24 protein-coding genes are annotated in these 23,019 nt (G+C 73.4%); 14 read left to right on the top strand and 10 right to left on the bottom strand.

Translation table 11 applies throughout. The features are described 5' to 3' along the window. The first annotated feature begins 224 nt into the window (after positions 1-224). From ACZ46W_RS31555 to ACZ46W_RS31540, 4 genes are all read left to right on the top strand, one after another. Positions 225-968, top strand: a complete 744-nt coding sequence (locus ACZ46W_RS31555) for a class I SAM-dependent methyltransferase (RefSeq protein WP_468344941.1) — start codon at positions 225-227, stop codon at positions 966-968. Positions 969-1,058: 90 nt separating this feature from the next. Continuing rightward, positions 1,059-1,583, top strand: a complete 525-nt coding sequence (locus tag ACZ46W_RS31550) for a metallophosphoesterase family protein (RefSeq protein ID WP_468345267.1) — start codon at positions 1,059-1,061, stop codon at positions 1,581-1,583. A gap of 18 nt (positions 1,584-1,601) precedes the next feature. Next, on the top strand, positions 1,602-2,780 hold the full coding sequence (locus ACZ46W_RS31545; protein WP_468344938.1) for a hypothetical protein: 1,179 nt from the start codon (positions 1,602-1,604) through the stop codon (positions 2,778-2,780). Positions 2,781-2,906: 126 nt separating this feature from the next. Next, complete coding sequence (locus ACZ46W_RS31540) at positions 2,907-3,719, top strand: SAM-dependent methyltransferase (RefSeq protein ID WP_468344935.1); 813 nt, start codon at positions 2,907-2,909, stop codon at positions 3,717-3,719. A 171-nt stretch (positions 3,720-3,890) separates the two neighbouring features. Here ACZ46W_RS31540 and ACZ46W_RS31535 read toward each other — a convergent pair whose 3' ends face one another. Next, complete coding sequence (locus ACZ46W_RS31535) at positions 3,891-4,793, bottom strand: helix-turn-helix domain-containing protein (RefSeq protein ID WP_468344932.1); 903 nt, start codon at positions 4,791-4,793, stop codon at positions 3,891-3,893. A gap of 83 nt (positions 4,794-4,876) precedes the next feature. After that, entirely contained in the window at positions 4,877-5,110 is a 234-nt protein-coding gene (locus tag ACZ46W_RS31530) for a DUF397 domain-containing protein (RefSeq protein WP_468344929.1), read from the bottom strand. A gap of 165 nt (positions 5,111-5,275) precedes the next feature. Between ACZ46W_RS31530 and ACZ46W_RS31525 the strand changes: the two genes are divergently transcribed. Continuing rightward, positions 5,276-5,758, top strand: a complete 483-nt coding sequence (locus ACZ46W_RS31525; protein ID WP_468344926.1) for an ATP-binding protein — start codon at positions 5,276-5,278, stop codon at positions 5,756-5,758. A 55-nt stretch (positions 5,759-5,813) separates the two neighbouring features. On the opposite strand, the gene ACZ46W_RS31520 is transcribed toward ACZ46W_RS31525, so the two are convergent. After that, complete coding sequence (locus tag ACZ46W_RS31520; RefSeq protein ID WP_468344923.1) at positions 5,814-6,203, bottom strand: rodlin; 390 nt, start codon at positions 6,201-6,203, stop codon at positions 5,814-5,816. A 158-nt stretch (positions 6,204-6,361) separates the two neighbouring features. Between ACZ46W_RS31520 and ACZ46W_RS31515 the strand changes: the two genes are divergently transcribed. Further along, positions 6,362-6,652 (top strand): hypothetical protein, encoded by a 291-nt coding sequence (locus tag ACZ46W_RS31515; protein WP_468344920.1) that lies wholly within the window; start codon positions 6,362-6,364, stop codon positions 6,650-6,652. 9 nt (positions 6,653-6,661) lie between these two features. Here the strand turns inward: ACZ46W_RS31515 and ACZ46W_RS31510 are convergent, their stop codons facing one another. Next, positions 6,662-7,360, bottom strand: a complete 699-nt coding sequence (locus ACZ46W_RS31510; protein WP_468344917.1) for a maleylpyruvate isomerase N-terminal domain-containing protein — start codon at positions 7,358-7,360, stop codon at positions 6,662-6,664. Positions 7,361-7,473: 113 nt separating this feature from the next. Between ACZ46W_RS31510 and ACZ46W_RS31505 the strand changes: the two genes are divergently transcribed. Both ACZ46W_RS31505 and ACZ46W_RS31500 read left to right on the top strand, forming a co-directional pair. Further along, the gene (locus ACZ46W_RS31505; protein ID WP_468344914.1) at positions 7,474-8,040 is read left to right on the top strand and encodes a hypothetical protein; all 567 of its coding nucleotides are present in this window, start codon (positions 7,474-7,476) and stop codon (positions 8,038-8,040) included. 71 nt (positions 8,041-8,111) lie between these two features. Further along, a complete protein-coding gene (locus tag ACZ46W_RS31500) occupies positions 8,112-9,134 on the top strand; it encodes a DUF3048 domain-containing protein (RefSeq protein WP_468344911.1) in 1,023 nt (340 codons plus the stop codon). Positions 9,135-9,384: 250 nt separating this feature from the next. On the opposite strand, the gene ACZ46W_RS31495 is transcribed toward ACZ46W_RS31500, so the two are convergent. Both ACZ46W_RS31495 and ACZ46W_RS31490 read right to left on the bottom strand, forming a co-directional pair. After that, positions 9,385-10,245 carry an aldo/keto reductase gene (locus ACZ46W_RS31495; RefSeq protein ID WP_468345264.1) on the bottom strand — a complete coding sequence of 287 codons (861 nt, stop codon included), beginning with the start codon at positions 10,243-10,245 and terminating at the stop codon, positions 9,385-9,387. 86 nt (positions 10,246-10,331) lie between these two features. Further along, a complete protein-coding gene (locus ACZ46W_RS31490; RefSeq protein WP_468344908.1) occupies positions 10,332-11,264 on the bottom strand; it encodes a LysR family transcriptional regulator in 933 nt (310 codons plus the stop codon). Between the two features lie 336 nt (positions 11,265-11,600). Between ACZ46W_RS31490 and ACZ46W_RS31485 the strand changes: the two genes are divergently transcribed. Further along, complete coding sequence (locus ACZ46W_RS31485) at positions 11,601-12,713, top strand: RCC1 domain-containing protein (protein WP_468344905.1); 1,113 nt, start codon at positions 11,601-11,603, stop codon at positions 12,711-12,713. 9 nt (positions 12,714-12,722) lie between these two features. Next, the gene (locus ACZ46W_RS31480) at positions 12,723-13,214 is read left to right on the top strand and encodes a GNAT family N-acetyltransferase (protein WP_468344902.1); all 492 of its coding nucleotides are present in this window, start codon (positions 12,723-12,725) and stop codon (positions 13,212-13,214) included. A gap of 102 nt (positions 13,215-13,316) precedes the next feature. Here the strand turns inward: ACZ46W_RS31480 and ACZ46W_RS31475 are convergent, their stop codons facing one another. Then, entirely contained in the window at positions 13,317-13,721 is a 405-nt protein-coding gene (locus ACZ46W_RS31475) for a helix-turn-helix domain-containing protein (RefSeq protein WP_468344899.1), read from the bottom strand. An 81-nt stretch (positions 13,722-13,802) separates the two neighbouring features. On the opposite strand from ACZ46W_RS31475, the gene ACZ46W_RS31470 reads away from it, so the two are divergent. The 4 genes from ACZ46W_RS31470 (at position 13,803) to ACZ46W_RS31455 (ending at position 18,258) form a co-directional block, all read left to right on the top strand. Then, positions 13,803-14,150, top strand: a complete 348-nt coding sequence (locus tag ACZ46W_RS31470; RefSeq protein ID WP_468344896.1) for a glyoxalase superfamily protein — start codon at positions 13,803-13,805, stop codon at positions 14,148-14,150. A gap of 13 nt (positions 14,151-14,163) precedes the next feature. Further along, the gene (locus tag ACZ46W_RS31465; RefSeq protein WP_468344893.1) at positions 14,164-14,772 is read left to right on the top strand and encodes a hypothetical protein; all 609 of its coding nucleotides are present in this window, start codon (positions 14,164-14,166) and stop codon (positions 14,770-14,772) included. A gap of 171 nt (positions 14,773-14,943) precedes the next feature. Next, positions 14,944-16,425, top strand: coding sequence for an MFS transporter (locus ACZ46W_RS31460; protein WP_468345261.1), 1,482 nt, complete (start codon positions 14,944-14,946; stop codon positions 16,423-16,425). 657 nt (positions 16,426-17,082) lie between these two features. Then, complete coding sequence (locus ACZ46W_RS31455) at positions 17,083-18,258, top strand: MalY/PatB family protein (protein WP_468344890.1); 1,176 nt, start codon at positions 17,083-17,085, stop codon at positions 18,256-18,258. A 32-nt stretch (positions 18,259-18,290) separates the two neighbouring features. On the opposite strand, the gene ACZ46W_RS31450 is transcribed toward ACZ46W_RS31455, so the two are convergent. From ACZ46W_RS31450 to ACZ46W_RS31440, 3 genes are all read right to left on the bottom strand, one after another. Then, a complete protein-coding gene (locus ACZ46W_RS31450; RefSeq protein ID WP_468344887.1) occupies positions 18,291-20,090 on the bottom strand; it encodes a transglycosylase domain-containing protein in 1,800 nt (599 codons plus the stop codon). Between the two features lie 199 nt (positions 20,091-20,289). Next, complete coding sequence (locus tag ACZ46W_RS31445; protein ID WP_468344884.1) at positions 20,290-20,538, bottom strand: hypothetical protein; 249 nt, start codon at positions 20,536-20,538, stop codon at positions 20,290-20,292. 113 nt (positions 20,539-20,651) lie between these two features. Then, positions 20,652-22,880, bottom strand: a complete 2,229-nt coding sequence (locus ACZ46W_RS31440) for a WD40/YVTN/BNR-like repeat-containing protein (RefSeq protein WP_468344881.1) — start codon at positions 22,878-22,880, stop codon at positions 20,652-20,654. Positions 22,881-23,019: the final 139 nt, after the last annotated feature.

Here is a 23,019-nt window from a genome sequence, read left to right as displayed (position 1 = left end):
CCGGGAGGGCGTGTTGGGCGATGGGAGGGCGGGCGGTCAACTTCTTTGTGCCATCTGCCAGTACGGTGGTCCGGCGGGGCGGGGCAGAATCTCCGCCACGACCACGACCACGACCACGACCACGACCACGACCACGACCAGAATCACGCCCACGACCGGCGAACCTCCCAGTCCGGAGGACCGGCGTGGCCACGTACGGAACGAAGCGCACGAGGGGGCGGCACGTGAGCGTGCAGCAGTACGACCGGATCGGCGAGGCATTCGAGGGGTTCAAGTCCCTGCCGCTGATGCGTTACGGGGAGGTGCCGAGCTTCCTCGGCATGGTCGGGGACGTGAGCGGCAAGTCGGTTCTCGACGTGGCGTGCGGCACCGGCTTCTACAGCAGGGAGTTCACCCGGCGCGGCGCCAAGGACGTCCTCGGTGTCGACATCTCCGTCGAGATGATCGCCGCCGCCCGGGGGAGCGAGCAGCGTGACCCGCTGGGGGTGCGTTACGAGGTCGGTGACGTGGCCGAGCTGCCGCCTCTCGACCGGCGCTTCGACATCGCCGTGGGAGTGCAGTGCCTCAACTACGCCGAGGACATCGCGGCGATGGAGCGGATGTGCCGCAACATCCACCGGAGCCTGGTACCGAGTGGAGAGTTCTTCGTGCTCGCCCAGAGTCCCGACTACCGGTTCGAGCGCCCTTCCCTGGAGAAGTACGGATTCCTCTGCGAGCCGACCGGCGAGGAGGCCGAGACCGGTCCGATCGTGCGAGTCACGGCTCTGCTCGACCCGCGGCCGATCAGCATCGTCACCGCGGCCCCGCGCCGCGAGGTCTACGAGCGGTCCCTGCGGGCGACCGGGTTCAGGGAGGTGGAGTGGGTTCCGCTCCAGGTGTCCCAAGCCGGCCTGCGCGAGTTCGGCGAGGACTTCTGGGCGGACCTCCTCGCGAACCCGCCGCTGGAGATGCTGCGCTGCCGTGCCTGACCGGCCGGCCGACGAGCCCCGTAGCGCGGGAGACCGACATGCGGTGCCATTGAGGCGCGGCACCATGGAGGGGTGAACGCGACCGACGACGTGCGACTGCTCCTGACGTCCGACACCCACGTGCCCAAACGCGCCAAGGAGCTGCCCGCACAGCTCCTCGCGGGCATCGAGGCCGCCGACGTCGTGCTGCACGCCGGCGACTGGGTGGACACCGCCACCCTCGACCTGCTGGCGGCCCGCGCCAAGCGGCTGCTGGCCGTCCACGGCAACAACGACGGCCCCGAGCTGCGCGCCCGCCTGCCCGAAGTGGCCCGCGCCGAGCTCGGCGGGCTGCGGTTCGGCGTCGTCCACGAGACGGGCCCCGCGCAAGGCCGCGAACGCCGGTGCGAGGAGCGGTTCCCCGACCTGGACGTCCTGGTCTTCGGGCACAGCCACATCCCCTGGGACAGCACGGCGCCCGGCGGTCTGAGGCTGCTCAACCCCGGCTCGCCCACCGACCGCCGGCGCCAGCCGTACGCCACGTACATGACCGCCGTCGTCACCGGCGGCCGGCTGGCCGAGGTCCGCCTCCACCGGCTGCCTCCACGCCACCCGGTGGGGCCCGGCGCCCGGTAGAGCGGATACGGTGCTGGTGTGGAGATCGACAGGGAGGAACCGGCCGGGACGGCGCTGCTGCTGGCGGCCGCCCCCGTCGGCAAGGGACGGCTGATCGACGCGGTGGGCGTGCTTCCGGCGCTCGCCGCCGTACCCCCGGGCGCGCTGACCGGCACGGCGGCCGCGACACTGGTCGAGCTGGCGGACCCGCTCGACCCGCAGGCCGTGCTCACCCGGCTCCGGGCCGCCGTCGCCACGCCCGGCCCCCTCTCGCTCTACATCGCCGGGCAGCTCCACCTCGACCACCGCCAGCACCTGCCGCACCTGGCGCTGGCACGCACGTCACCCGCCACCCTCCGCTACACCGCGCTGCCCTGGCACTGGATCGCCGGCGAGCTGAAACTCCGCCGCCCGGGCACCACCACGGTCGTCGTCGACCTGGTCGCCGACGCCCCGACCTGGCAGCGGCTCACCACGGACCGGGGCCTCCTCGCCCTCTGCCACGGAGTACGCGTCTACGGCCGCCTCGTCCCGCCGCCCGGGCGCCGTGCGATCGCCAGCCCCGACTACCTCAAGGCCTGCGCCGCCGTCTGGCGCAGCGGAGCGCGCCCGCCGCTCCCGGCCCTGCACGAACAGGTCCTCGCACAGACCGGCGTCGCCCAGGGCGCACTGCTGTACGCCGCCGACTTCCCGCCCACCCCCGCGCCGGCGCCCGCGCCCACCCCCGCGCCGGCGCCGTCACCCGTACCCGCCGTGCCCTCCGCACGCCCGGCGCCCGACGCCGATCCGCTGCCGTCGATCCTCGCCGCCGCCACCTCCGGCCGCCACGGCGAGGCGGCGGCCGCCGCCGCGGCCTGGGAGCAGCACGCGCACCGGACGTACGGCTCCGGATCGCCCGAGGCGATCCACTGGCTGGAGGTGCGCGCCGACCTGGCCCGCCTCGCCGGGGACCCGGCCGCGAGCTGCCGGTTGTGGATGGTGGCCGCCGAGGCCAGACTGGCGCGGCAGCAGACCCGGGACGACCCCGACGTCGAGGGCGCCGTCGACCGCGCCCACCACCAGTGGGAGCGACTGCGCGACCCGGAGGCCGCCCGCGCCCTGGGCCCGGCGCTGGTCGCCCTGCGCCGCCGCGTACCCGGCCGCCGGCGCGGGGCGCTCCAGGTGCTGCAACGCCGGCTCGAACAGTGGCACGACACCACCGAAGGTGTCATGCGCTGACACGATGGCCGAAACCGTCCGCTGCGCCGGGCGGGTACGGCCATTCGCGTCACCGCCGCCCCGGCTCTCCCTAGCATGTGCCTCTCGTACGACCGACCTGACGGCACCGAAGCGGATGAGGACTGGATGGCACGCGAGTTGTGGAGCCCTGACGCCATCGACACGACCGTGCCCAGCGTGGCGCGCATGTACGACTACTTCCTGGGGGGCAGCGACAACTACGCGTCCGACCGCGAGGCGTGCGAACTCCTGCTGAAGCAGGTGCCCAGCACCAAGGCCCTGGCGGTGAACAACCGGCACTTCCTGCGGCGCGTCGTGCGCGTGCTGGCCGCGGAGTACGGAATCCGCCAATTCATCGACCACGGCTCGGGCCTGCCCACGCAGGACAACGTCCACCAGGTCGCCCAGGCCGTCGACCCCGACTCCAGGGTCGTGTACGTCGACAACGACCCCATCGTGCTGGCGCACGGCCGCGCACTGCTCGACGAGAACGACCGGACCGCGGTCATCCAGGCGGACATGCGGGACACCGAGGGCATCTTCGGCCACGAGGAGACCAGGAGACTGATCGACTTCGACCGTCCCGTCGCGGCCCTGTTCGTGTCGGTCCTGCACTGCATCCCGGACGAGGACGACCCGGCCGCGCTGGTCCGGCGGGTCGCCGAACGCCTCGTACCGGGAAGCTTCCTCGTGGTGTGCCAGCTCGTCAGCGACCGCCCGGAGATCCGGGCCTTCGTGACCGACTTCATGGCGGAGGCCACCGATGGGCACTGGGGGCGGGTGCGCGAGGAGCACGAGGTGACCGAGTTCCTCACCGGGCTGGAGATCCTCGAGCCCGGCCTGGTGGAGGTGTCGACCTGGCGGCCCGACAACGACCTCGCCCCCGTCCAGCAGACCGACGAATGGGTCGAGTGGGGCGGCGTCGGCCGGATCGTGTGACCCCGGCCGCCGGTCGCGGTCGGTACTCGACCGGCCGCCGTACGGCGGTGAGCGCTCGGCCGGCCGCCGCACGGCGGTCACTGATCGACCGGCCGCCGCACGCGGGCGGTACTCGACCGGCCGCCGCACGGCGGTGAGTGCTCGATCCTGCAGCTCGCCCGGCCAGGGCCGTCAGTAGCGCCGGAGTCGCTCGTGCAGCAGCGCGAGCGACTCCTTCGGCGTGAGGGCACACGCCCCCAGCCGGTCGAGCATGTCGCGGTACTGCTCGACGGTCTGCGGCTTCTGGCTGAAGGTGCTGTCCGTCAGGTGCTCGATGTAGACCGCGTCCTTGAGGTCGCCGAGCGCGAACCGCAGGTACGTCACGCCGGTGCCCACGCCCACCGACGCCGTGATGTCCAACGGCGCGACCTGCACGGTGACATGGGACCGTCCCACCATCTCGGCGAGGTGCTCCAACTGCTCCCGCATCACCCGCGGACCGCCGACCGTGCGCATCAGGACCGACTCGTCGATCACCGCCCACAGGCGGGGCGCGTCCGGCAGGTCGAGCTGGCGCTGCCGCTGCTGGCGCAGCTCCACCCGGCGCCGCACGTCGTGGGGCAGGAGCCGGGCGGGCCCGGACTCGATCACCGCACGCGCGTAGTCCGGGGTCTGCAACAGGCCCGGCACGTAGAACGGTTCATAGGTGCGGATGATTGCGGCCGCCCCCTCCAGGGCGACCAGCGGGGTGAAGAAGTCCGACAGGACGTCGCTGAAGGAGCGCCACCAGTCGGGCCGGCGGGACTGCGCGACCAGCCGCTGGAACTCCGCGACCAGTTCCTCGTCCTCCACGCCGTACAAGCGCAACAGCGCCTGGGCGTCGGCCGGTTTGCAGCCGTGCCGGCCCAGTTCGAGCCGGCTGGTCTTCGACCGGGAGAAGCCGAGGCGGGCGTCGACGTCGGCCGGATCGAGCCCGGCACTCACCCGGAGTTCGCGCAGTTTGCCGCCCAGGATCAGCTTCAGGGCGGTCGGGTTGTTCTCGACCGCCCCCAGGGGCCGGACGAACAACGACGGGCTCCGTTCCGTTGCGGTCATCGGGGCGCTCCTGCTCTGTGAGGACACGACAGTATCCAGCACGGGCACGACGCTCCAGAGAGCAGGTCGCTCCGGTGGCCGATTCAGTCCAGTACGGAGTCGAAGTCGCCGTCCCGGGCGCCGGCGACGAAGGCCGCGATCTCCTCACGGGTGTAGATCAGCGCGGGCCCCTGTGGATCACGGGAGTTGCGGACGGCGACCCGGCCACCGGGAAGCGCGGCCAGCTCGACGCAGTTGCCGGTGGCGTTGCTGTGACTGCTCTTCGTCCATGTGACCGAGCTCAGGGCCCCGGCCCCCATACCGTTGATGTACTCCACACCCACCAGCCCCTCGTGTTTCGTTCAGGTGTTCCCGGCCATCCTTGGCTGCAATCCCAGATGCAATTGCATTCGGGGGACGCGGACGACGATACTCGTTCCACATCGGCTGCCGCAGCGTTGAACACCGAAGCCAGCAGGGGGGCTTGCCCAGTGACGGCTCACATGTCGGCCTTACCGCGCACGGATGCCGGGCGGGCCACCGCACCGTCCGGCCTGCCGGACGACGAGGGTCTCGGCTCCTTCGCCGCGTGCGGGCTCGGCGGGTGTCCGCGAAGTGCCGGGCAGGCCCGCCGGTTCGTCCGGGCCACGCTGACCTCGTGGTCACTGCCGTCGCTGGTGCCGGACATGACGCTGGTCGTCAGTGAACTCGTGACCAACGCCTTCCGGCACGCGCTGGTCCCGCCTTCCCCGCCCCTGGAACACCCGGTCTGGCTGGGCCTGTTCAGGTACCCCGGTGCCGTGGTGTGCGCCGTCTCCGACCCCAGCTCCGTCCCCCCGCGGCCGCGCGACGCCGACGACGCCGAGGGAAGCGGCCGGGGCCTCGCCCTCGTCGGCGCTCTCAGCGAGTCCTGGTCCTGGGAGCGGGCGCCGCTGCGCGGCAAGACCGTCTGGGCGACCCTCTCCCTGCCGGGCGACCCGGCCTGACTCTCCCGACACGGCCGGTCCGCACGACGACGCCGTGCGGACCGGCCGGTTCACCTCAGTTCCGGACGGATGCCGAGAGGTTCTCGGAGACGACGTCCTCGAGGATGTGCGACAGGGCGCTGTCGCCCTTGACCGCCGTGGAGTTCTCGGCGCACTGCTGGTTCTGCGTGTCGTTCACCAGGTCCTGGACGCCGATGTTGATCAGCAGGATGTTCTGGACGTCGGCCTGGACCGGCACACCGGCGCACAGCTTGTTGAGCGAGCCCTGAACCAGTCCGATCTGCGGGCTCATGTGGCCGCCGGTCTTGGTGTTGCCGTACGACTGGGTGGAGAAGTTGCCGTTCTGCGTGTCGACGCCGCGGTCACCGTTGGCCGCGGCCATGGGCGCGGACACACCGAGGACGGCAGCGGCAACGCCGGCCGTGGCCAGCACCTTCTTGATCATGTTCGTCCTTCATTGTCGAGACACCCGGGTCCCCCGGGTCCCTTTGCGTAACAGACGGCCCCCCGTCGCGTAACGCCCGCGCCGCCGGGGGACGGTGAGTTCACCCTTCTGCCGCAGTGAGGGGTGACACCCGGGTCCGAACGGTCACACATGGGGGCATGAACCAATCCGCAGCGGACGAGCGGGTCGTCGAACGGCTCGTACCGGCATGGCTGGAGGAGGCGGCGCGGCACGACGCGCGGGCCGCCGAGGAGGCGCGGGAGGGCTGGCGGCGGCGGAGCCTGTCCGCCGACGCCGCCCGGGAGCTGGCCGACTGGGTGACGGCCCGGGTCACCGACACGGCCTTCAACGCGGACGAGGGGCCCCCGCCGGACGTGCCGGTACGCATCAGCGTCGCCGACAAGACCGCCGTCCACCGCTGGCTCGCCGCCCAGGGGCACGACGTGTGACGGGCGGGGTCATCCGAAGAGGGGGAAGCGGGCCGCGTCCGGTCCGAGGGCGGTGCGTTCGGCGGCGGTGAGCGCGGCCCGGCCGGTGGCCGCACGGGCGTAGTGCGCGTCGTCCCACGGCACCGGGACGGGGCGGCCCAGCAGCCCGTCCAGCGTGCGGCGGACCTCGGCGAGCCCCTCGGGGGACGGGCCGGGCAGATCCGTCAGTGAGACGACGACCAGGTCGAGGTGGTGGATCGTCGCCTCCACCGCGAGCGTACGCAGCAGGTCGCCCGCGCTCAGGACGTGCCCCTGCGTGACCACGGGCCGGTACGGGTCGGCCTGGTCGGCGGCGTGCAGCGTGGCCGCCGCCGTCTCCAGGTACAGCTCGCGCAACTGCCCGAAGTGCAGGAACATCCCGGCGACGGTACGCGCGAACCGGCGGCCCTGTGCCGCCCGCTCCCGGCCCGCCGCGTCCTGCTGCCGCCAGTCGGCCCAGTAGCTCACCGCGTCCCGGTCGGGCGGGTCGTCCGTGGGGGTGTGCAGGGCGTTGAGGGCGCGCTGTGCGTCGGCCAGGCAGTGGAAGACCAGATCGCGCGCGGCCCAGCCGGTGCAGCCCGTCGGCGCCCATGACCGCTCGTCGTCGATCTCCCGGACGGCGGCCATGAAGGCGCCGTACGCCGCGTGCAGCACACCACCCGGACTCGTTCGGTCGTCGGCATGTGTCATCACGCCAGTGTGCGACAGGGGAACGGCGCCGTGGCACCTGGCGTCGGCTTGGTGTGTACCTGACGTTAGAGTGCGGTGTTCGATCCATCGGTACGTGGAGGAGGGGGCGGCGCATGAGTGCGCAACTGCGGGAGGCCGCAAGCGAGTTGGCGGGTGTGCTGTGGCGGGAGCACACCGTCTACCGGGAGCGTTCCGGGGGTGTGGTCATCCGTGGCGAGCACGTCAAGCGCTGGATCAGCCTCGCGCCCGCCGGAGGCAGGGACGAGATACTCCTGCGGGCGGGCCGCATCCTCGACGGCGGGACGACCGCCCCGGCCCGCTCGGAAGCCGTCATGCCGCTTTCCGCCGGCACGGCGGAGCTGGCCGCCGCGTGCCGGCGCCTGCTCGCCGAGACGGCCGCCGAAGCCGCCGGGCCGGGCGGGGCCGCCGGATCCGGCGCTCCTGGCGGCCCCGGGCGGAAGGCGGCCGAGCAACGGTACCGGCGCCCGAAGAAGGCCGGGCGTGCGGGGAGGGCCGAGCGCTCCGGGAAGGCCGGGCGCCCGGGGAAGGCCCGGCGCTCCGGGAAGGCCCGCGGGTCCGGGGGCAGCGGGAGGCACACCGGGCTCGGCTCCTGGATCGTCCTGCTGTGCGTCGCCGGTGTCGTCGCGTACCACCTCTGGAGCATCGGAGTGCTGCCCTGAATTGACCTGGGCCGGGGCCTGTTCCAGCACTGCTTTTCGTGGTCCACTTGAGGCAGGCAGGAGCAGGACCGATGGGTGCGAAGCGCAATCCGCTACCGGTCGGCGCAGCCGTCGCCGTGGTGGTCTCCGCGGCCATGACCGCCGGCCTTTTCGGATGCTCCCGATCCGAGCCCGAACCCAGGCCCACCCCTCAGCCGCCGCCGAGCAGTTCCGCCCCGCCCGCGTCGCCCAGCCCCATCCGGCCCGGTGTGTCACCGTTCACCGGTCTGGCGGCCAAGCCCGCCCCGGTGCTCGCCGTCAAGATCGACAACGTCCGCCCGGCACGCCCGCACACCGGCCTCGGAGCGGCGGACATCGTGTACGTCGAGCAGGTCGAGGCCGGGCAGAGCCGCATCCTCGCGATCTACTCGTCGAAGCTGCCGCGAACCGTGGGTCCGGTGCGCAGCGCACGCGAATCGGACCTGGAACTGCTGCGGCAGTTCGGCCGCCCCGCCCTCGCCTACTCCGGCGAACAGTCCGCGCTCCGGCCCCTGATCAACGCCGCCCCGCTGTTCGCCCTGACGCCGGGCCAGGCGCCCCGCGCGTACTTCCGCAGCGACGACCGCCCGGCCCCGTACAACCTCTACCTCCGCCCCGAACGCGCCCTGGCCGCCGCGCCGAAGGCCGACAAGGCCAAGGACATCGGCTTCCGCTTCGGCGCCGCACCGGCGGGCGGCAGGCAGGTGAACGAGCACACCGTGCGCTACCCGGCGGCCCGGTACACCTTCACCTGGTCGGACACCACCAAGCGGTGGCTCGTCGCCATGGACGGCGCGCCCGCCCGCACCACGGACGCCGGGCAGGCGGCCGCCCGGACGGTCGTCGTGCAGAAGACCGACGTCCAGCCCTCCCGGTTCAAGGACCGGGGCGGCAACGTCACCCCGTACACCAAGACCGTGGGCTCCGGCACCGCGCTCGTGCTGCGCGACGGCAGGAGCCACGACGCACGGTGGACCCGGACCACGGCGGACGGCGGCACCACCTTCACCACCCCCGCCGGGCAGCCCCTCCGCTTCGCCCCCGGCCAGGTGTGGGTCCTCCTCACCGCCCGGTGAGGGCCGTTGCTTTGGGCTGCGGGCATGGGGTGGCCGTGGCTTCGGGCCCCGGGGATCGGGCGGCCGTGGCCTTTGGGTCCTGGACATCCGGCGGCCGTGGCTTCGGGCCGCGGGGGTGCGGCGGCTGTAGCTCTGGGCCCCGGGCATGGGGTGGCCGTGGCTTTGGGCTGCGGGCCTAGGGCGGCCGTTGCTTTGGGTCCCGGACATCCGGCGGCCGTTGCTTTGCGTCCCGGGCATCCGGCCACGTGCTTCACCCCGTGGCGTTCAGGCGTGCCAACTGCTCCGGCGACAGCGTCAGCCCGGCGGCCATGGCACAGTCCCGTACGTTCGCGGCGCGGCGGGCACCCGGAATGGGGATGACGCACGGGGACAGGGCGAGCATCCACGCCAGGCACACCCGCTGCGGGCTCACCCCCAGTTCGCCCGCCACCTCGTGGAACGCGCGGTGGCGCGACCCCAGCGCGCCCGCCTCGCCCATGCCGCCGAGCGGGCTCCACGGCAGGAACGCCAGGCCCAGCTCCTCGCACAGCTCCAGCTCCGGCAGGCTGCTGCGGAAGGACGGCGAGAACTGGTTCTGCACGGCGACGAGCCGCTCGCCCAGGATGTCGCGGGCCAGCCGGATCTGCTCCGGGTCGGCGTTGGAGATGCCCACCGCCCGAACCTTCCCGGCGTCGCACAACTCCCCGAGGGCGCCGATCGAGTCCGCGTACGGAACGGCCGGGTCCGGGCGGTGGTACTGGTACAGCCCGATCGCCTCCACCCCCAGCCGCCGCAGCGACGCCTCGGCCGCCCGCCGCAGGTGCTCCGGTGACCCGTCCAGCGCCCAGGAGCCGCCCGGGCGGGTGTGGCCGCCCTTGGTGGCGACCAGGACGCCCGAGGTGTCGCCCCCGTACGCCGCGAGGGCGGTGGCGATCAGCGTCTCGTTGTGCCCGGGGTCGCCGGCGTCGAGGTGGTAGGCGTCGGCCGTGTCGATCAGGGTGATACCGGCGTCCAGGGCCGTGTGCAGGGTCGTGATCGCCTGCCGCTCGTCCGGGCGGCCCTGGACGGAGAGCGGCATGGCGCCCAGGCCGATCGCGCTCACCTTCACGAGGCCGATGCGGCGGGCCGGCATGGCGGGGTGGGTTCGTGTCACAGTCACCGCTCCAGCCTCGGTGCCGGGCCGGGGCGCCGTCCAACACCGGATGGTGATGGCAGCCATCAGCCGGGCGGATCGCCGCCCTCGTCCACCGACGTGACCGACCGCACCGATCGCACCGACCGTACCGACGCCAGCAGCGCCCGCGCGGCCGCCGAGGGGCGGGTGTGCTCCGGCCACGCCACAGACACCGCCCACTCGGCGTCCGGCACCACGGCCAGCCACCGCAGACCACGGGCCTGCTCCTTGTCGGCCACCGAGCGCGGTACGAACGCCACGGCGGTCCCGCCGCCCACCACGTCCAGCACCTTGTGCACATCGTCGAGCTGCATGGCGATGTCCCGCCGGACCCCCGCGGCGGCGAAGGCGGCATCGGCGACCTGCCGCGAGCCCCAGTGCGGGTGCAGGTCCACGAACACCTCGCCCGCCAGCTCCGCCGGCGCCACCGGCCCCGGTTCCCGCCGCTCTGCCAGCCGGTGCCCGGGCGCGCACAGCAGCACCATGGGCTCCCGCGCCAGCGCGCGCAGCCGCAGCCCCGAGGTGTCGCCCGGTCCGGCGACGAAGGCGACGTCCAGGCGGCCCTGCCGCAGCCGCTCCAGCAGCAGCGCCGACCCGGCCTGCTCGACGCGCACCTCCACCGAAGGGTGCCGCGCACCGAAACCCATCAGTGTGCCGAACGGGTCCGCCGCGCCCATGCACTGCTCGGTCCCCACCCGCAGCGTGCCGCCCACCACGCCCCGCACCGCCGCGACCGCCTCCCGCGCCGCCGCCGCGCTGTCCAGCGTGCGCCGGGCCTCCCGCAACAGCGCACGCCCCGCCTCGGTCAGCTCCACGCCGCGCGCCGTACGGAGGAACAACTCGGCGCCCAGCTCCCGCTCCAGGGCGCGCACCGACGCCGACAGCCCCGACTGCGCCAGGTGCAGGCGCGCGGCCGCCCGGGTGACATTGCCCTCCTCGGCGACGGCCACGAAATGTTCCAGATGTCGAAGCTCCACGTCAGGCAGTCTAAGGACACACCCGGAGACGGCCCGGACAGCGCCCGAGGCCCCGGACGGCGGCCCGGACGGCTCGGGAGGACGGCGGCCCGGACGGCTCCGGGAGGACGGCGGCCCGGACGGCTCCGGGAGGGGCCGGGGCCGTGTGGCCGCGAGGGGGACCGGGACCGTGCGGCCCCCGGGAGGACCGGGAGGGGGACTGCCTCCGTATGCCCGCACACGTGCGGGTGATCCATCCCGCCCCACGCGCGCGTGCCCGCCCCACAGGGGGACGGCTACCGGAGGGCGCCGCTCCGGCGCCTGGAACGAACGGCCGCGACCCGGGAGGGAGCCCGTATGACCGGCGGATCCGACGGCCGCGCAGTCCTGGCGTGGGGCGCCAACCACTGCGGGCAGCTCGGCGACGGGACACGCGGCGAACGCGCCGCCCCGGTGCCCCTCCGCGACACCGGGGACGACGTCGTCGCCGTCGCGGCCGGCTCCCACCACACCCTGGCGCTCACCCGCCACGGAACAGTCCTGGCGTGGGGCGCCAACCACTACGGGCAGCTCGGCGACGGCACCCGGCTGGACCGGCACCGGCCGGTGGCGGTGCCGGGGCTGACCGGTGTCACCGCACTCGCGGCGGGCGGCGGCCACAGCGTCGCCCTGCTGCGGGACGGGACGGTCCGGACCTGGGGCGCCAACGACTGGGGCCAGATCGGCGACGGCACCCGGCACGACCACCACGTGCCGGTGCCCGTGCCCGGTCTGCACGACGTCGTCGCCATCGCGGCGGGCGGCGGCCACAACCTCGCCCTCCTGAACGACGGCACCGTCCGGACCTGGGGGTCCAACAACCGGGGGCAGCTCGGCGACGGCAGCAAGGACGAACGGCGCACTCCGGTGGCCGTCCGCGACCTCGGGGACGTCACGGCCGTGTCCGGCGGGGGCTACTTCAGCGTGGCCCTGCTGCGGGACGGCACGGTACGGGCCTGGGGCACCAACCACTGGTGCCAGCTCGGTGACGGCACCAACGAGGAGCGCCCCACGCCGGTGCCCGTCCACGCGGTCGACGGCGTGACGTCCCTCCGGGCCGGGTGGCATCACACCCTCGCGGTGCTGGAGGACGGCACCCTACGGGCGTGGGGCAACAACCACTGCGGGCAGTTGGGCATCGGCCCCGAACACGGCCCCACCGGGCCGGTCACCGTCCCCGGCGTACGGCACGTGGAGCGCGTGGCCGCCGGCTACCGCCACACCCTGGCCGTCGTCGCCCCCCAGGGGCCGGGCGGACCGCAGCAGTGCCTCGTCTGGGGCCTGGCCCCCGACGACCGCCCACCCGCCGCCTCCGGCCCCGTGCCCCTGGATCTGACCGGCGGCCACCCCGCGCGCCGCGTGCACTCCCTCGCGGCGGGATGGGCGCACACCGTGGCCCTCGTAAGCCCCCTGGACCAGGGCGACTTGTAGACTTCCCGGATGCCTTCCTCGCCGCGCCTGGAAAAGATCACCCCCGACAACGTCGACGCCGCCATCGACCTGAAGATACGCCCCGACCAGGAAGGGCTCGTCGCACCGGTCGTACGGTCACTCGCCGAGGCGTACGCACATCCCGACATCGCCTGGCCACGGCTGATCTTCGACGGCGACGAACTCGTCGGCTTCGTCATGGGCTTCTTCGGCGTCCGCTTCAACCCCGACGACCCCGCCGACCGCCACCGCGACGGAATCTGGCGCCTCAACATCGCCGCCGGCCACCAGGGCGCGGGCTACGGCCGCTTCGCGGTGCAGTCCGTCTGCGACGAGATCCGCCAACGCGGCGGCACCAGCGCCACGGTGACCTATGTCCCGGGTGACCACGGCCCCGAGCGCTTCTACGCCAAGCTCGGCTTCCACCGCACCGGCGAACTCCACGGCGACCAGGTCGTCGGCGAACTGAACCTCCCGGGCGGCGTCGCCGAACAGGCCTGACGTGCACCGCGGCAGCCGGCAATCCCGCCCTCCCCGTGCCCGCGATGCACCACCTGCTCGACCGCGCACAGGTGCCCGGGGCCGAGCAGCGGACCCGGCTCGCTAGGCCGCCAGGCTGAGCTGGGCTTGGCGTCGGCCCGGCCGGGGTGTTGCGGCCGGCCCAACACGCCGGAGGCGGATGTCGCTCACGGCGGAGCCGTCGCGTGCCGGTGCGGCGATGTGGTGGGTTGCCGACCGTGCCCGGGGGAGGCGGGCGGTGTCGGCGAGGCCCTCCTGGGCGAGGGTGAGGAGGTCGGCCAGGCCGAGGCCCAGCGCGTGGGCGGCGGCGGCGAGGACCTCGGACGAGGCCTCCTTGCGGCCGCGCTCCAGCTCGGACAGGTACGGCATCGAGATCCGGGCCGCCTCGGCGACGTCCTTCAGCGTGCGTTCCTGCGCGAGGCGCTCACGACGAAGGACGTCACCGACGACGTGCCGCCAGAGGGGCTCTTTGGGTACGTGATTGGTCACCCCTTCAGACTAGAAGCGCCGGCCCGGCCCGCAACGGCGTTCCGCCCTCGGTGGAATCGCCGGCGGCACGCCTCTGCGACGATGGCCCGTATGGACACGGAAGAGGACGTCATTCCCATCCTGCACGTCGGTGACGCCGACGCGGCGGTCGCCTGGTACGAGCGGCTCGGCTTCTCGCGGCAGTGGGAACACCGCTTCGCCCCGGGCCTGCCCGCGTTCGTCGAAGTGGCCCGTGGCGGCGTGCGGTTGTTCCTGTCGGAACACCGGGGCGACGCCCGTCCCGACACGCTGGTGTACCTCCGCGTACGCGATGTCGACGCCCTCGCCGCCGAGTTCGGCGAGCGGCCGGTGGATCAGCCGTGGGCGCGCGAGATCGAGCTGCGCGACCCCGACGGCAACCGCATCCGCGTGGGCACGCCGACGGAGTGACGCTGGAGACCGCATGGAGCAGCACGTCACGGCCGCGGGCGGCTTCGCGTACGGAGTGATCGGCGCGTCCATCCACGTCTTCGGCGACGGCATGCCGCTGTACGTCCTGGAGAACTGGCGTCCGCCCCCGCCCCCGTCCCCTGACGGGGCCTCGCCGCTCAACCCCCGTGCCGCCGGGGCCGACTTCACCGGGCTGCGGACCTGGCGCGAGGAGGGCCCGAGGCTCGCCGTGCGGTGGCTGCACGGCGAGGACGGACCGGGCAGGACACGGCTGGCGGCCCGGTTCGCCCGCGAGGCGCTCGCCGACGGGTGGAAGGCCGTCACCGCCGTCCACGGCTCCGGTGCCGTACCGCCGCCCCCGGGCAGCCAGGACCTGCGGCCCGACGGCGCCCGGGGCCTGGCCCTGCTCGTGGACCACGCCGACCGGTGGCCGCTGACCCACCTGACGTGGCTGTTCAGCAACGCCCTGCTGCACCGGCCCGACCTGCGCACCCGCGTGCTGCTGCTCGCCCGCCGCGCCGACGCCTGGCCGGCCGTACGCGCCGCACTCGCCAACCACCAGGCCGGCACCTCCACGACGGCCCTCGCACCGCCCCCGGACCGCCGTCCGCCGCACACGTGATCGACTGGTCCGGCTCACGCCCCGGCCTTACGGTCGAATAGTGAACGAAGCCGTCTACTGACGCTCCGGAACCGTCCGCTGACCCTCCGGTGAGGGATGCGCTCCATGACCAGACCCCAGCCGGCCCCCGTACCGCAGGCCGCCACCCCCGAGCGGGGCGGCGGAAACGCGATGGCGCTCCTGGTCATCGCCTCTTGCCAGCTCATGGTGGTGCTCGACATCACCATCGTGAACATCGCTCTGCCGCACATCCAGAGCTCACTGCACTTCTCGACCACCAACCTCTCCTGGGTGGTCAGCGCCTACACGCTCACCTTCGGCGGCCTGCTGCTGCTCGGCGGCCGGGCTGGCGACATCCTCGGCCGCCGCAGGGTGTTCATCTTCGGCGTGCTGCTGTTCGTCTTCGCCTCGCTGTTCGGCGGACTCGCCCAGAACTCCGGACAACTCCTCGCCGCCCGCGCGCTCCAGGGCGTCGGCGGAGCCATCGCCTCCCCGACGTCCCTCGCCCTCATCAGCACGACGTTCAAGGAGGGCCCGGAGCGCAACCGGGCGTTCGGCGTGTTCGCGGCGGTCTCCGCCGGCGGCAGCGCCATCGGGCTGCTCGCGGGCGGCATCCTCGTCGAATGGCTCGACTGGCGCTGGGTGCTGTTCGTCAACGTGCCGATCGGCCTGCTCATCGTTCTCGCCACCCCGAAGTGGATCAAGGAGTCCGAGCGGCACCCGGGGAACTTCGACGTCACCGGCGCGCTGACCTCCACCCTCGGCATGGTCCTGCTGGTGTACGGATTCATCAGGGCCGGCGACGACGGCTGGAGCGACCCGCTCACCCTGGCGTCCTTCGGTGTCGCCGTGGTCATCCTCGCGGTGTTCGTCTTCGTGGAGCGGCGCTCCAGGCAGCCCATCACACCGCTGCACATGTTCGCGGACCGCAACCGCGCGGGCACGTACGCGATCATGCTCAGCCTCGCCGCCGCGATGTTCGGCATGTTCTTCTTCCTGACACTCTTCGTGCAGAACGTCCTGGACTTCAGCCCGCTCCGGGCGGGCCTGGCGTTCCTGCCGGTCAGCGCCATCATCGCGGTCGGCGCGGGCCTCGCCTCCCAACTCCTGCCCCGGTACGGGCCCAAGCCCTTCATGGTGACCGGAGGGCTGCTCGCGGCGGCGGGCCTGGCCTGGCTGACGCTGACCGACGTGCACTCCACCTACCTCGGCAGCGTGTTGGGGCCGATGCTCGTCTTCGGCCTGGGCATGGGGATGGAGTTCGTCTCGCTCGCCCTCATGGCGCTGTCCAGCGTCCCCACCCACGAGACGGGCGCCGCGTCCGGCCTTTTCAACGCCACCCAGCAGGTCGGCGGCTCGCTCGGACTGTCCATCCTGGTCACGATGTTCGGCACGGCGAGCGCCAACGAGGCGGAGAAGCAGGTGCCCGCCTTCCTCTCCCAGGCCAATCCGGCCGAGAGCCTGCGGTTCCGGCAGACCGGAGAGCTGCCGCCGCCCTGGGCCGACCACGTCCTGACATCCGGTGTCTCCGCGGCGTTCATCGTGGCGGCGATCTTCGCGGCCGTCGCGGCCCTCATCGCCCTGCTGGTCATCCAGGTGCGCCCCTCCGACATCGAGCGCCTCAAGGGCGGCCTGGGTCCGCCAGGCGGCTGACCGGGGAAGGGCCGGCCGGGGAGGGGCCGACCGGGAGGGACCGACCGGGAGGGACCGGCCGGGGTGGGCCGGCCAGGGGCCGCAACTCAACGCCCGTACATCTCCTGGCACAGCGCGGTGAGGGAGGGGTCGGTCACCCCCTGCGACGCACGGCACACGTCGTCCATGCCGTACGAGGGCCGCGGCACGACCGGGGCACGCACGGCCGGCGGCTTCGGTCGCGGCCGGGGACGCGGCCGCTCCGGCGCCGGGGCCCGGCGAGGGGGCGCGTCCGGCTCCGCACGCTCGCGCGCCGGCGGCCGGCCGGTACGCCGGTCCTGCCGCACCGGCGCGCGGGGCGGCCCGAGACGTGGCCCCGGAAGCGGCCCGATTGTCGCGAGCGCCTCACGGGCCGGGGGTTCGGACGGGCGCGGCCAGTGGACTGGGGAGGGCGTGGGATCGCCCGCCGGTGCCCACTGCCTCGGTTCGGGCGCGGGGACCGTGCGCGGTACGGACACGCATCCGGTGGCTCCGAGGAGGACGGCGAGAGCGAGGGTCACGATCCGGCGCATCCCCCCAGCTTCCCGCGGTCCACGGCGGCCGTCGCCGCCGAACGGGCCGGACCACCGGCACGAGTGACCCGGCGCGACGGCCGCGCGCCGCCTAGAATCGCCGGACATGGAGCAGATACCGCACGGTTCGCCCGAGCACCCCAACCCGCTCCGGAGGCTCTCCCTGGAGCAGTTGCGCCGCCGTACCAGTATCAAGTGGCGTGCGTACCCCGACGACGTGCTGCCGCTGTGGGTGGCCGAGATGGACGTGCCGCTGGCCGAGCCGGTGGCGAGGGCGCTCACCGACGCGGTGGCCCTCGGCGACACCGGGTACCCGGCGGGGACGGGGTACGCCGAGGCGCTGGCGGCGTTCGCGAGCGAGCGGTGGGGCTGGGACGGGCTCGCGGTGGACCGCACCCGGCTCGTGCCGGACGTGATGCTGGGGATCGTCGAGGTGCTCAAGCTGATCACCGGCCCCGGCGACGCGGTGGTGGTCAACTGCCCCGTCTACAACCCGTTCTACCTGTTCGTGGAGCACATGGACCGCCGGGTCGTGGAGGCGCCGCTGGACGCCCGGGCGCGGATCGACCACGCCGCGCTGGAGGAGGCGTTCCGCGAGGCCGTCGCGGGCGGGCGCCGCGCGGCGTACCTGATGTGCAGCCCGCACAATCCCACCGGTACCGTCCACACCGCCGGCGAAATGGCCGCCGTCGCGGAGCTCGCGGCCCGCTACGGCGTACGCGTCGTCGCCGACGAGATCCACGCCCCCGTCGTCTCCCGCACGGCGCGGTTCGTGCCGTACCTGAGCGTGCCGGGCGCCGAGAGCGGCTTCTCGCTGATGTCCGCCTCCAAGGCCTGGAACCTCGCCGGGCTCAAGGCCGCGCTCGCGATCGCCGGACCGGCCGCCGCCGACGACCTCTCGGCGATGCCGCCCGAGGTCGGCCACGGGCCCAGCCACCTCGGCGTCATCGCGCACACGGCCGCCCTGCGGGACGGCGGGGATTGGCTCGACGCCGTACTGGACGGGCTGGACGACAACCGGCGGCTCCTGGCCGACCTTCTGGCCAAGCACCTGCCCGCCGTACGCCACCTGCCGGGCGAGGGCACCTACCTGGCCTGGCTGGACTTCCGGGCGCTCGGGCTCGGCGACGACCCGGCAGCCGTCCTCGTCGACCGCGCCCGCGTGGCGCTCCACCCCGGCCCACCCTGCGGCACCGGCGGCGCCGGCCACGCCCGCCTCAACCTCGCCACCTCGCCCGAGGTGCTCACCGAGGCGGTACGGCGCGTCGCCGACGCCGTCTGATCCACCGGCCCCACCCCCTGTCCGCCGACCCGCTACTCGGCCGCGCGGGACGCGTGCGGGCCGGTCATGTACGCCGACCACACCCGCAGCGGCAGGAAGTCGGCCCGGTCGGACGTGCTCCCGCCCACCCCGGTCATGGGCAGCAGCCCTTCCCCGCCGGGCCTGCTGCGGAACACCGTGACGGCGGTGGACAGCTCGCCGGTGTAGCCGACGAACCAGGACGCGGGGAACCGGTCCCCGTCCGCGGTGCGCCCTGCGGCGACCGGGGAGAGGGTACGGATGGCGTCCGGGGCCATGGCGTCCACGGCCACGTCCCGCAGCGCCTCCGAGACGTCACGGGCCACCTCCGCGTCCACCGCCTGCCGGGCGGCGGGCCGTTCCAAGCCCTCCAGCGGCGTGCCCAGGTGGCTGACGGCGGTGACGGAGTACGGCTCGGTCCGCCGGCCGTCGGCGGCGAACGTGGCGTACGCGCCGGCCATCCTGATCGCGCTCGGCGTCGACGTGCCGGCGGAGAACGACGGCTCCAGCGGAGCCATGCTCAGCGGCAACAGGCCCGAGCCGACGGCGAGGTCGCGCACCTTGTCCAGCCCGACCGCCTCACCGAGCCGGCTGAAGACACCGCTGTCGCCCCGGACCAGCGCCTGACGCAGCGCCAACGGCGCGCCGCCGCCGGCACCGCCCGCACCGCCCTCACCGCCCGCCTCACCGCCGGAACCGGCCCCGTGCTGGAGCGCGGCCGCGAGGACGAACGGCGTGAACGCCGAACCCACCGGCACACCGGCCGTGTCGGCGTTGTTGGTGAAGTGCCGGGTCGCGTCCGACCCCCCGTACAGCGCCAGCACCGCCCCGTCGCCCGGGCGGATCGACGCGGCGCCGATCTCCACCTCCCGGTCGGCGATCCGGCGCGCCGGGTCGAGCGACGTCTGGCGGACCTCCTCCACCGTCGTGCGCAGCCGCTCCACCTCCCGCCGGTCGAAGGTGGTCCGGATCCGGTAACCGCCGCGCCCCAGTTGCTCGGTCGTCAGGCCGGTGCGGTTCTTGATGTACTTGTTCGCCACGTCGACCAGGTAGCCGATCTGGCCGGACATGCTGGTGGACACCGACTCCGGCCGGGGCTCCGGGAAGACGGTGTACTTGGCCCGCTCCCGCTGGGACATGTACCCGAGCTCCACCTGCCGGTCCAGGACGTAGCGCCACCGCTCGACGGCCCGGCGGTGGTGGGCCTCGCTCAGCGAAGGGTCGTACAGCTCACCGCCCTTGAGCAGCGCGGCCAGCAGGGCGCTGCGGGCTGGATCGAGGTCCTTGGCGTCCATGCCGTAGTACGCCACGGCCGCCGCCTGTACCCCGTAGGCGTTGCGTCCGAACCAGCTCGTGTTGAGGTAGCCCTGAAGGATCTCCTGCTTGGACAGCGATCTCGACAGCTTGACCGACAGGCACAGTTCGCGCAGCTTGCGCTCCAGGGTCTGGTCAGGTGTGAGGTACGTGTTCTTCACGTACTGCTGCGTGATGGTGGAGCCGCTCTGCACCTCCTGGCCGCGCGCCATGTTCACCACGGCCCTGGCCAGCCCGCGCACCGAGAAGCCGGGGTCGGTGTAGAAGGTGGCGTTCTCGGTGGCGATCACGGCGTTCTGGAGGGACGGCGGAATGTCGGAGAGCGGGACGTTCTGCCGGTTGACCGGCCCGACGCTCACCATCTGGGTGCCGTCCGCCCAGTAGTAGACGTTGGCCTCGGCCCGCGCGTCGGCGTTGACGTCCGCGATCTGCACCGTGGAGTACACGTACCCCACCAGTGCGGCGAGCGCGGTCAGGCCGAACAGCGCGAGACCGAGCACCTGGCGCCACGACGGGACCCACCGGAGGACGCCCCGGCGGCCCCGACGCGGGTAATCGACGCGGAACCGGCGGCCTTTCCAGCGAAGCGGCACGGCTCATCGCCCCCCTTTCGTCTTCCTCACGGTGACTTGCTGTCCCCTACTACGGGACGTGACAGCCACCCGTTCAGGCGGGCGCGGGGGAGCGGGGCGGGGAGGCTCAGCCGCCGATGGGCAGGCCCGCCGGCAGGCCGCCGAGGAGGGCGCCGCCGACCGGCAGCGGGGAGGCCTGCCCCGGGGAGTCGGGGGTCGTGCTGAGCGGCCCCGTGCTGTTGAGGTCGGTCACGACGGGCGCACCGACGGCGGCGGGCGGCTGCTCCGCGGCCAGGGCCGGAGCGGCGGCGGCGACGCTCGCACCCGCGACCGAGGCGCATACGGCGATCAGACGGGTGCGGGGGTGACGGGACATGTGGTGCTCCTGGGGTGTGAGGGGGAGTTGGCCGAATTCAGCGGTTGGAATGTGCAACGAACCGGGCGGGCCGACGACACGGCCCGCCCGCTTCCGGGCCCCTCGCCACCGCCTCAGGGCGTGGTCAGCTCGTAGAACCCCCTCCCGAAGGTCGCCGCGACCAGGCGGCGGTGGCCGGCGTCGTACTCGATGTCGTCCACGGGGACGGCGGGCATGCCCCGGCCCAGGCGGAACCACTGCCGCCCGCCTGCCCCGAACGCCGCGGAGGCGAAGACGCCTTGATCAGTGCCCACGTACAGCAGGTGGCCGCGCCCGATGACGAGGTCGTTGACGGGGGCGTCGGGAAGGTTGCCGGACAGGTCCTTCCAGTGCTTGCCGCCGTCCGTGCTGCCGTACACATGGGCGAGCGGTGAACCGGCGCGGTAGCCGGAGTGGGTGGTGTAGACCCGGTCGGGGTCGGCCGGGTCGACCACGACCCGGGTCACCCAGGGGCGGCCCTCGGCGAGCTTCGTCCAGGTGGCGCCCAGGTCCCGGGTGACCCACACCCGGCCGTCGTCGGTGCCCGCGTACACGGTCCGGCCGTCGCCCGCCGGGGCGATGGAGGTGATCGTCCCGTAGTTGGTGTAGATCGGGTCCGGGCCCGGGCCGCCCGACAGGTCGGGGCTGACCGCGCGCCAGGTCACGCCGCCGTCCGTGGAGCGGTTGAGCACCTCGGAGCCGTAGTACATGACCTTCGGGTCACGCGGGTTGAAGACCACGGGCGTGAACCAGTTGCGCCGCTTGAACACCGTCTTGTCGGCGAAGTACGTGAGCGTGTCGCCGCCGTCGGTGGAGCGGAAGCAGTTGCCGTACTGGTAGCACGCGAACACGGTGTTCACGTCTGTCGGGTCGATGAGGTTCTCCTCCCCGTCCCCGCCGAGGTACTCGTTGAACCGCTCACCGCCCCAGGAGCGCAGCGAGCCGTTGTCCTGCGCGCCGCCGGAGATCCGCGAGGTGTCCTGCGGGCTGATGGCGACGCTGTAGAGCTGGGTGTACGGCTCGTGGCGGGCCTTGACCCAACCGCCGTCCCCGTTGGCGTCGGACCGGTAGACGCCACCGTCGTTGCCGAGGTAGACGCGGCCTGGCCGGCGCGGGTCCCAGACCATCGCGTGCTGGTCGACGTGGATGGTCGAATCGTCGTACGTCCACGTGGCGCCCGCGTCCTTCGAGGTCATCAGCGGCACACCCGCCACGTGCACGTGCCTGGCGTCCTTCGGGTCGGCCCACACCTTCCCGAACCACCAGCCGAAGCTCGACTGCGAGCCGGTCAGGTTGGCGTCCGCCGGTGTCCGGCTCCAACTGTCGCCCCCGTCGGTGGAGGTGTAGAAGCCCTCGAAGGGACCGCTGGTCCTGTTGACGATGGCGTAGAGCCGGTCGCCCGCGACGGCCAGGCCGATCCGTCCCACGTCCGGGCCGCGCGGGGGCAGGCCGCCGCCGAGCCGCTGCCAGGTCTTCCCGCCGTCGCCGCTGCGGAAGACGCCGGAGCCGACGCCGCCGTAGGTACGCAGCTCCGGCGTGCGGCGGTGGTCCCACAGCACGGCGTAGAGCTGCCCGCCCTGGACGAACACCTCGGTGGCGCCGGTGAATTCGTTCTCCCCGGCGAGGATGCGCCGCCAGGTGTCACCGCCGTCGTCGGAGCGGTACACGCCGCGGTCGCCGCCGCCGTTGTAGAGCGAGCCCGCCGCGGCCACGTAGATCCGTCGCGGATCGGCCGGGTCCACCGTGATGGCGCTGATCGCACCGGAGTCGCGCAGCCCGATGGGCCGCCAGTGGGCGCCGCCGTCGGTGCTGCGGTAGAGGCCGGTGCCTTCGTACGTGATGCTGCCGCCGCCCGGATTGGGCTCGCCGGTCCCGGCGTACAGCGTGCCGTCGGGCCCGGTGGCGATCGCCCCCATCGCCTGCGTCCAGTTGTCCGGCCAGGCGGAGGTGAACGTCTGCCCCGCGTCCGTGCTGCGCCAGACTCCGCCGCTGGCGGCAGCGGCGTACACGGTGTCGGCACGCTTGGGGTCCAGCGCCAGCGAGACGATGCGCCCGCCGATGTTGGTCGGGCCGAGCGGCTTCCAGCGCCCGCCCACGGTGGGCAGCCGGCGTGCCTGCGCGGCGGCGTCCTCGTGGGCGTGGCGGGGAATCGACTGTCCGGGCAGCGTCTTTTGCAGGTACCGGTACTCGGCCGGGGCGGCGGGCCCCCGGACCGGCCGGTACACGTCCGGCGGGCCGGGTGGCGCCGCGGTCGCCACCGGAGCTGCCAGCATGGCGACGCCCACGAGCGGCGCGAGGACCAGGTGGAGCAGACGTCTGCGCATGGACACCCTCTCTTCGTCATGAACATGGCCATCCGTGAGCCGTGCCGACGTTACGAGAGGGACCAGGGCAACAGAAGGGCGCGAGCCGGACTTTGTGACGGCCGTCCTGCCTCGGCGGCGGCCGCCCGCACCGGCCGTT

It is taken from the genome of Streptomyces sp. NPDC031064 (genome assembly GCF_055570965.1).
Note: the sequence above shows the minus strand (reverse complement) of the source record. Positions and strands in the feature narration are given on the sequence as shown.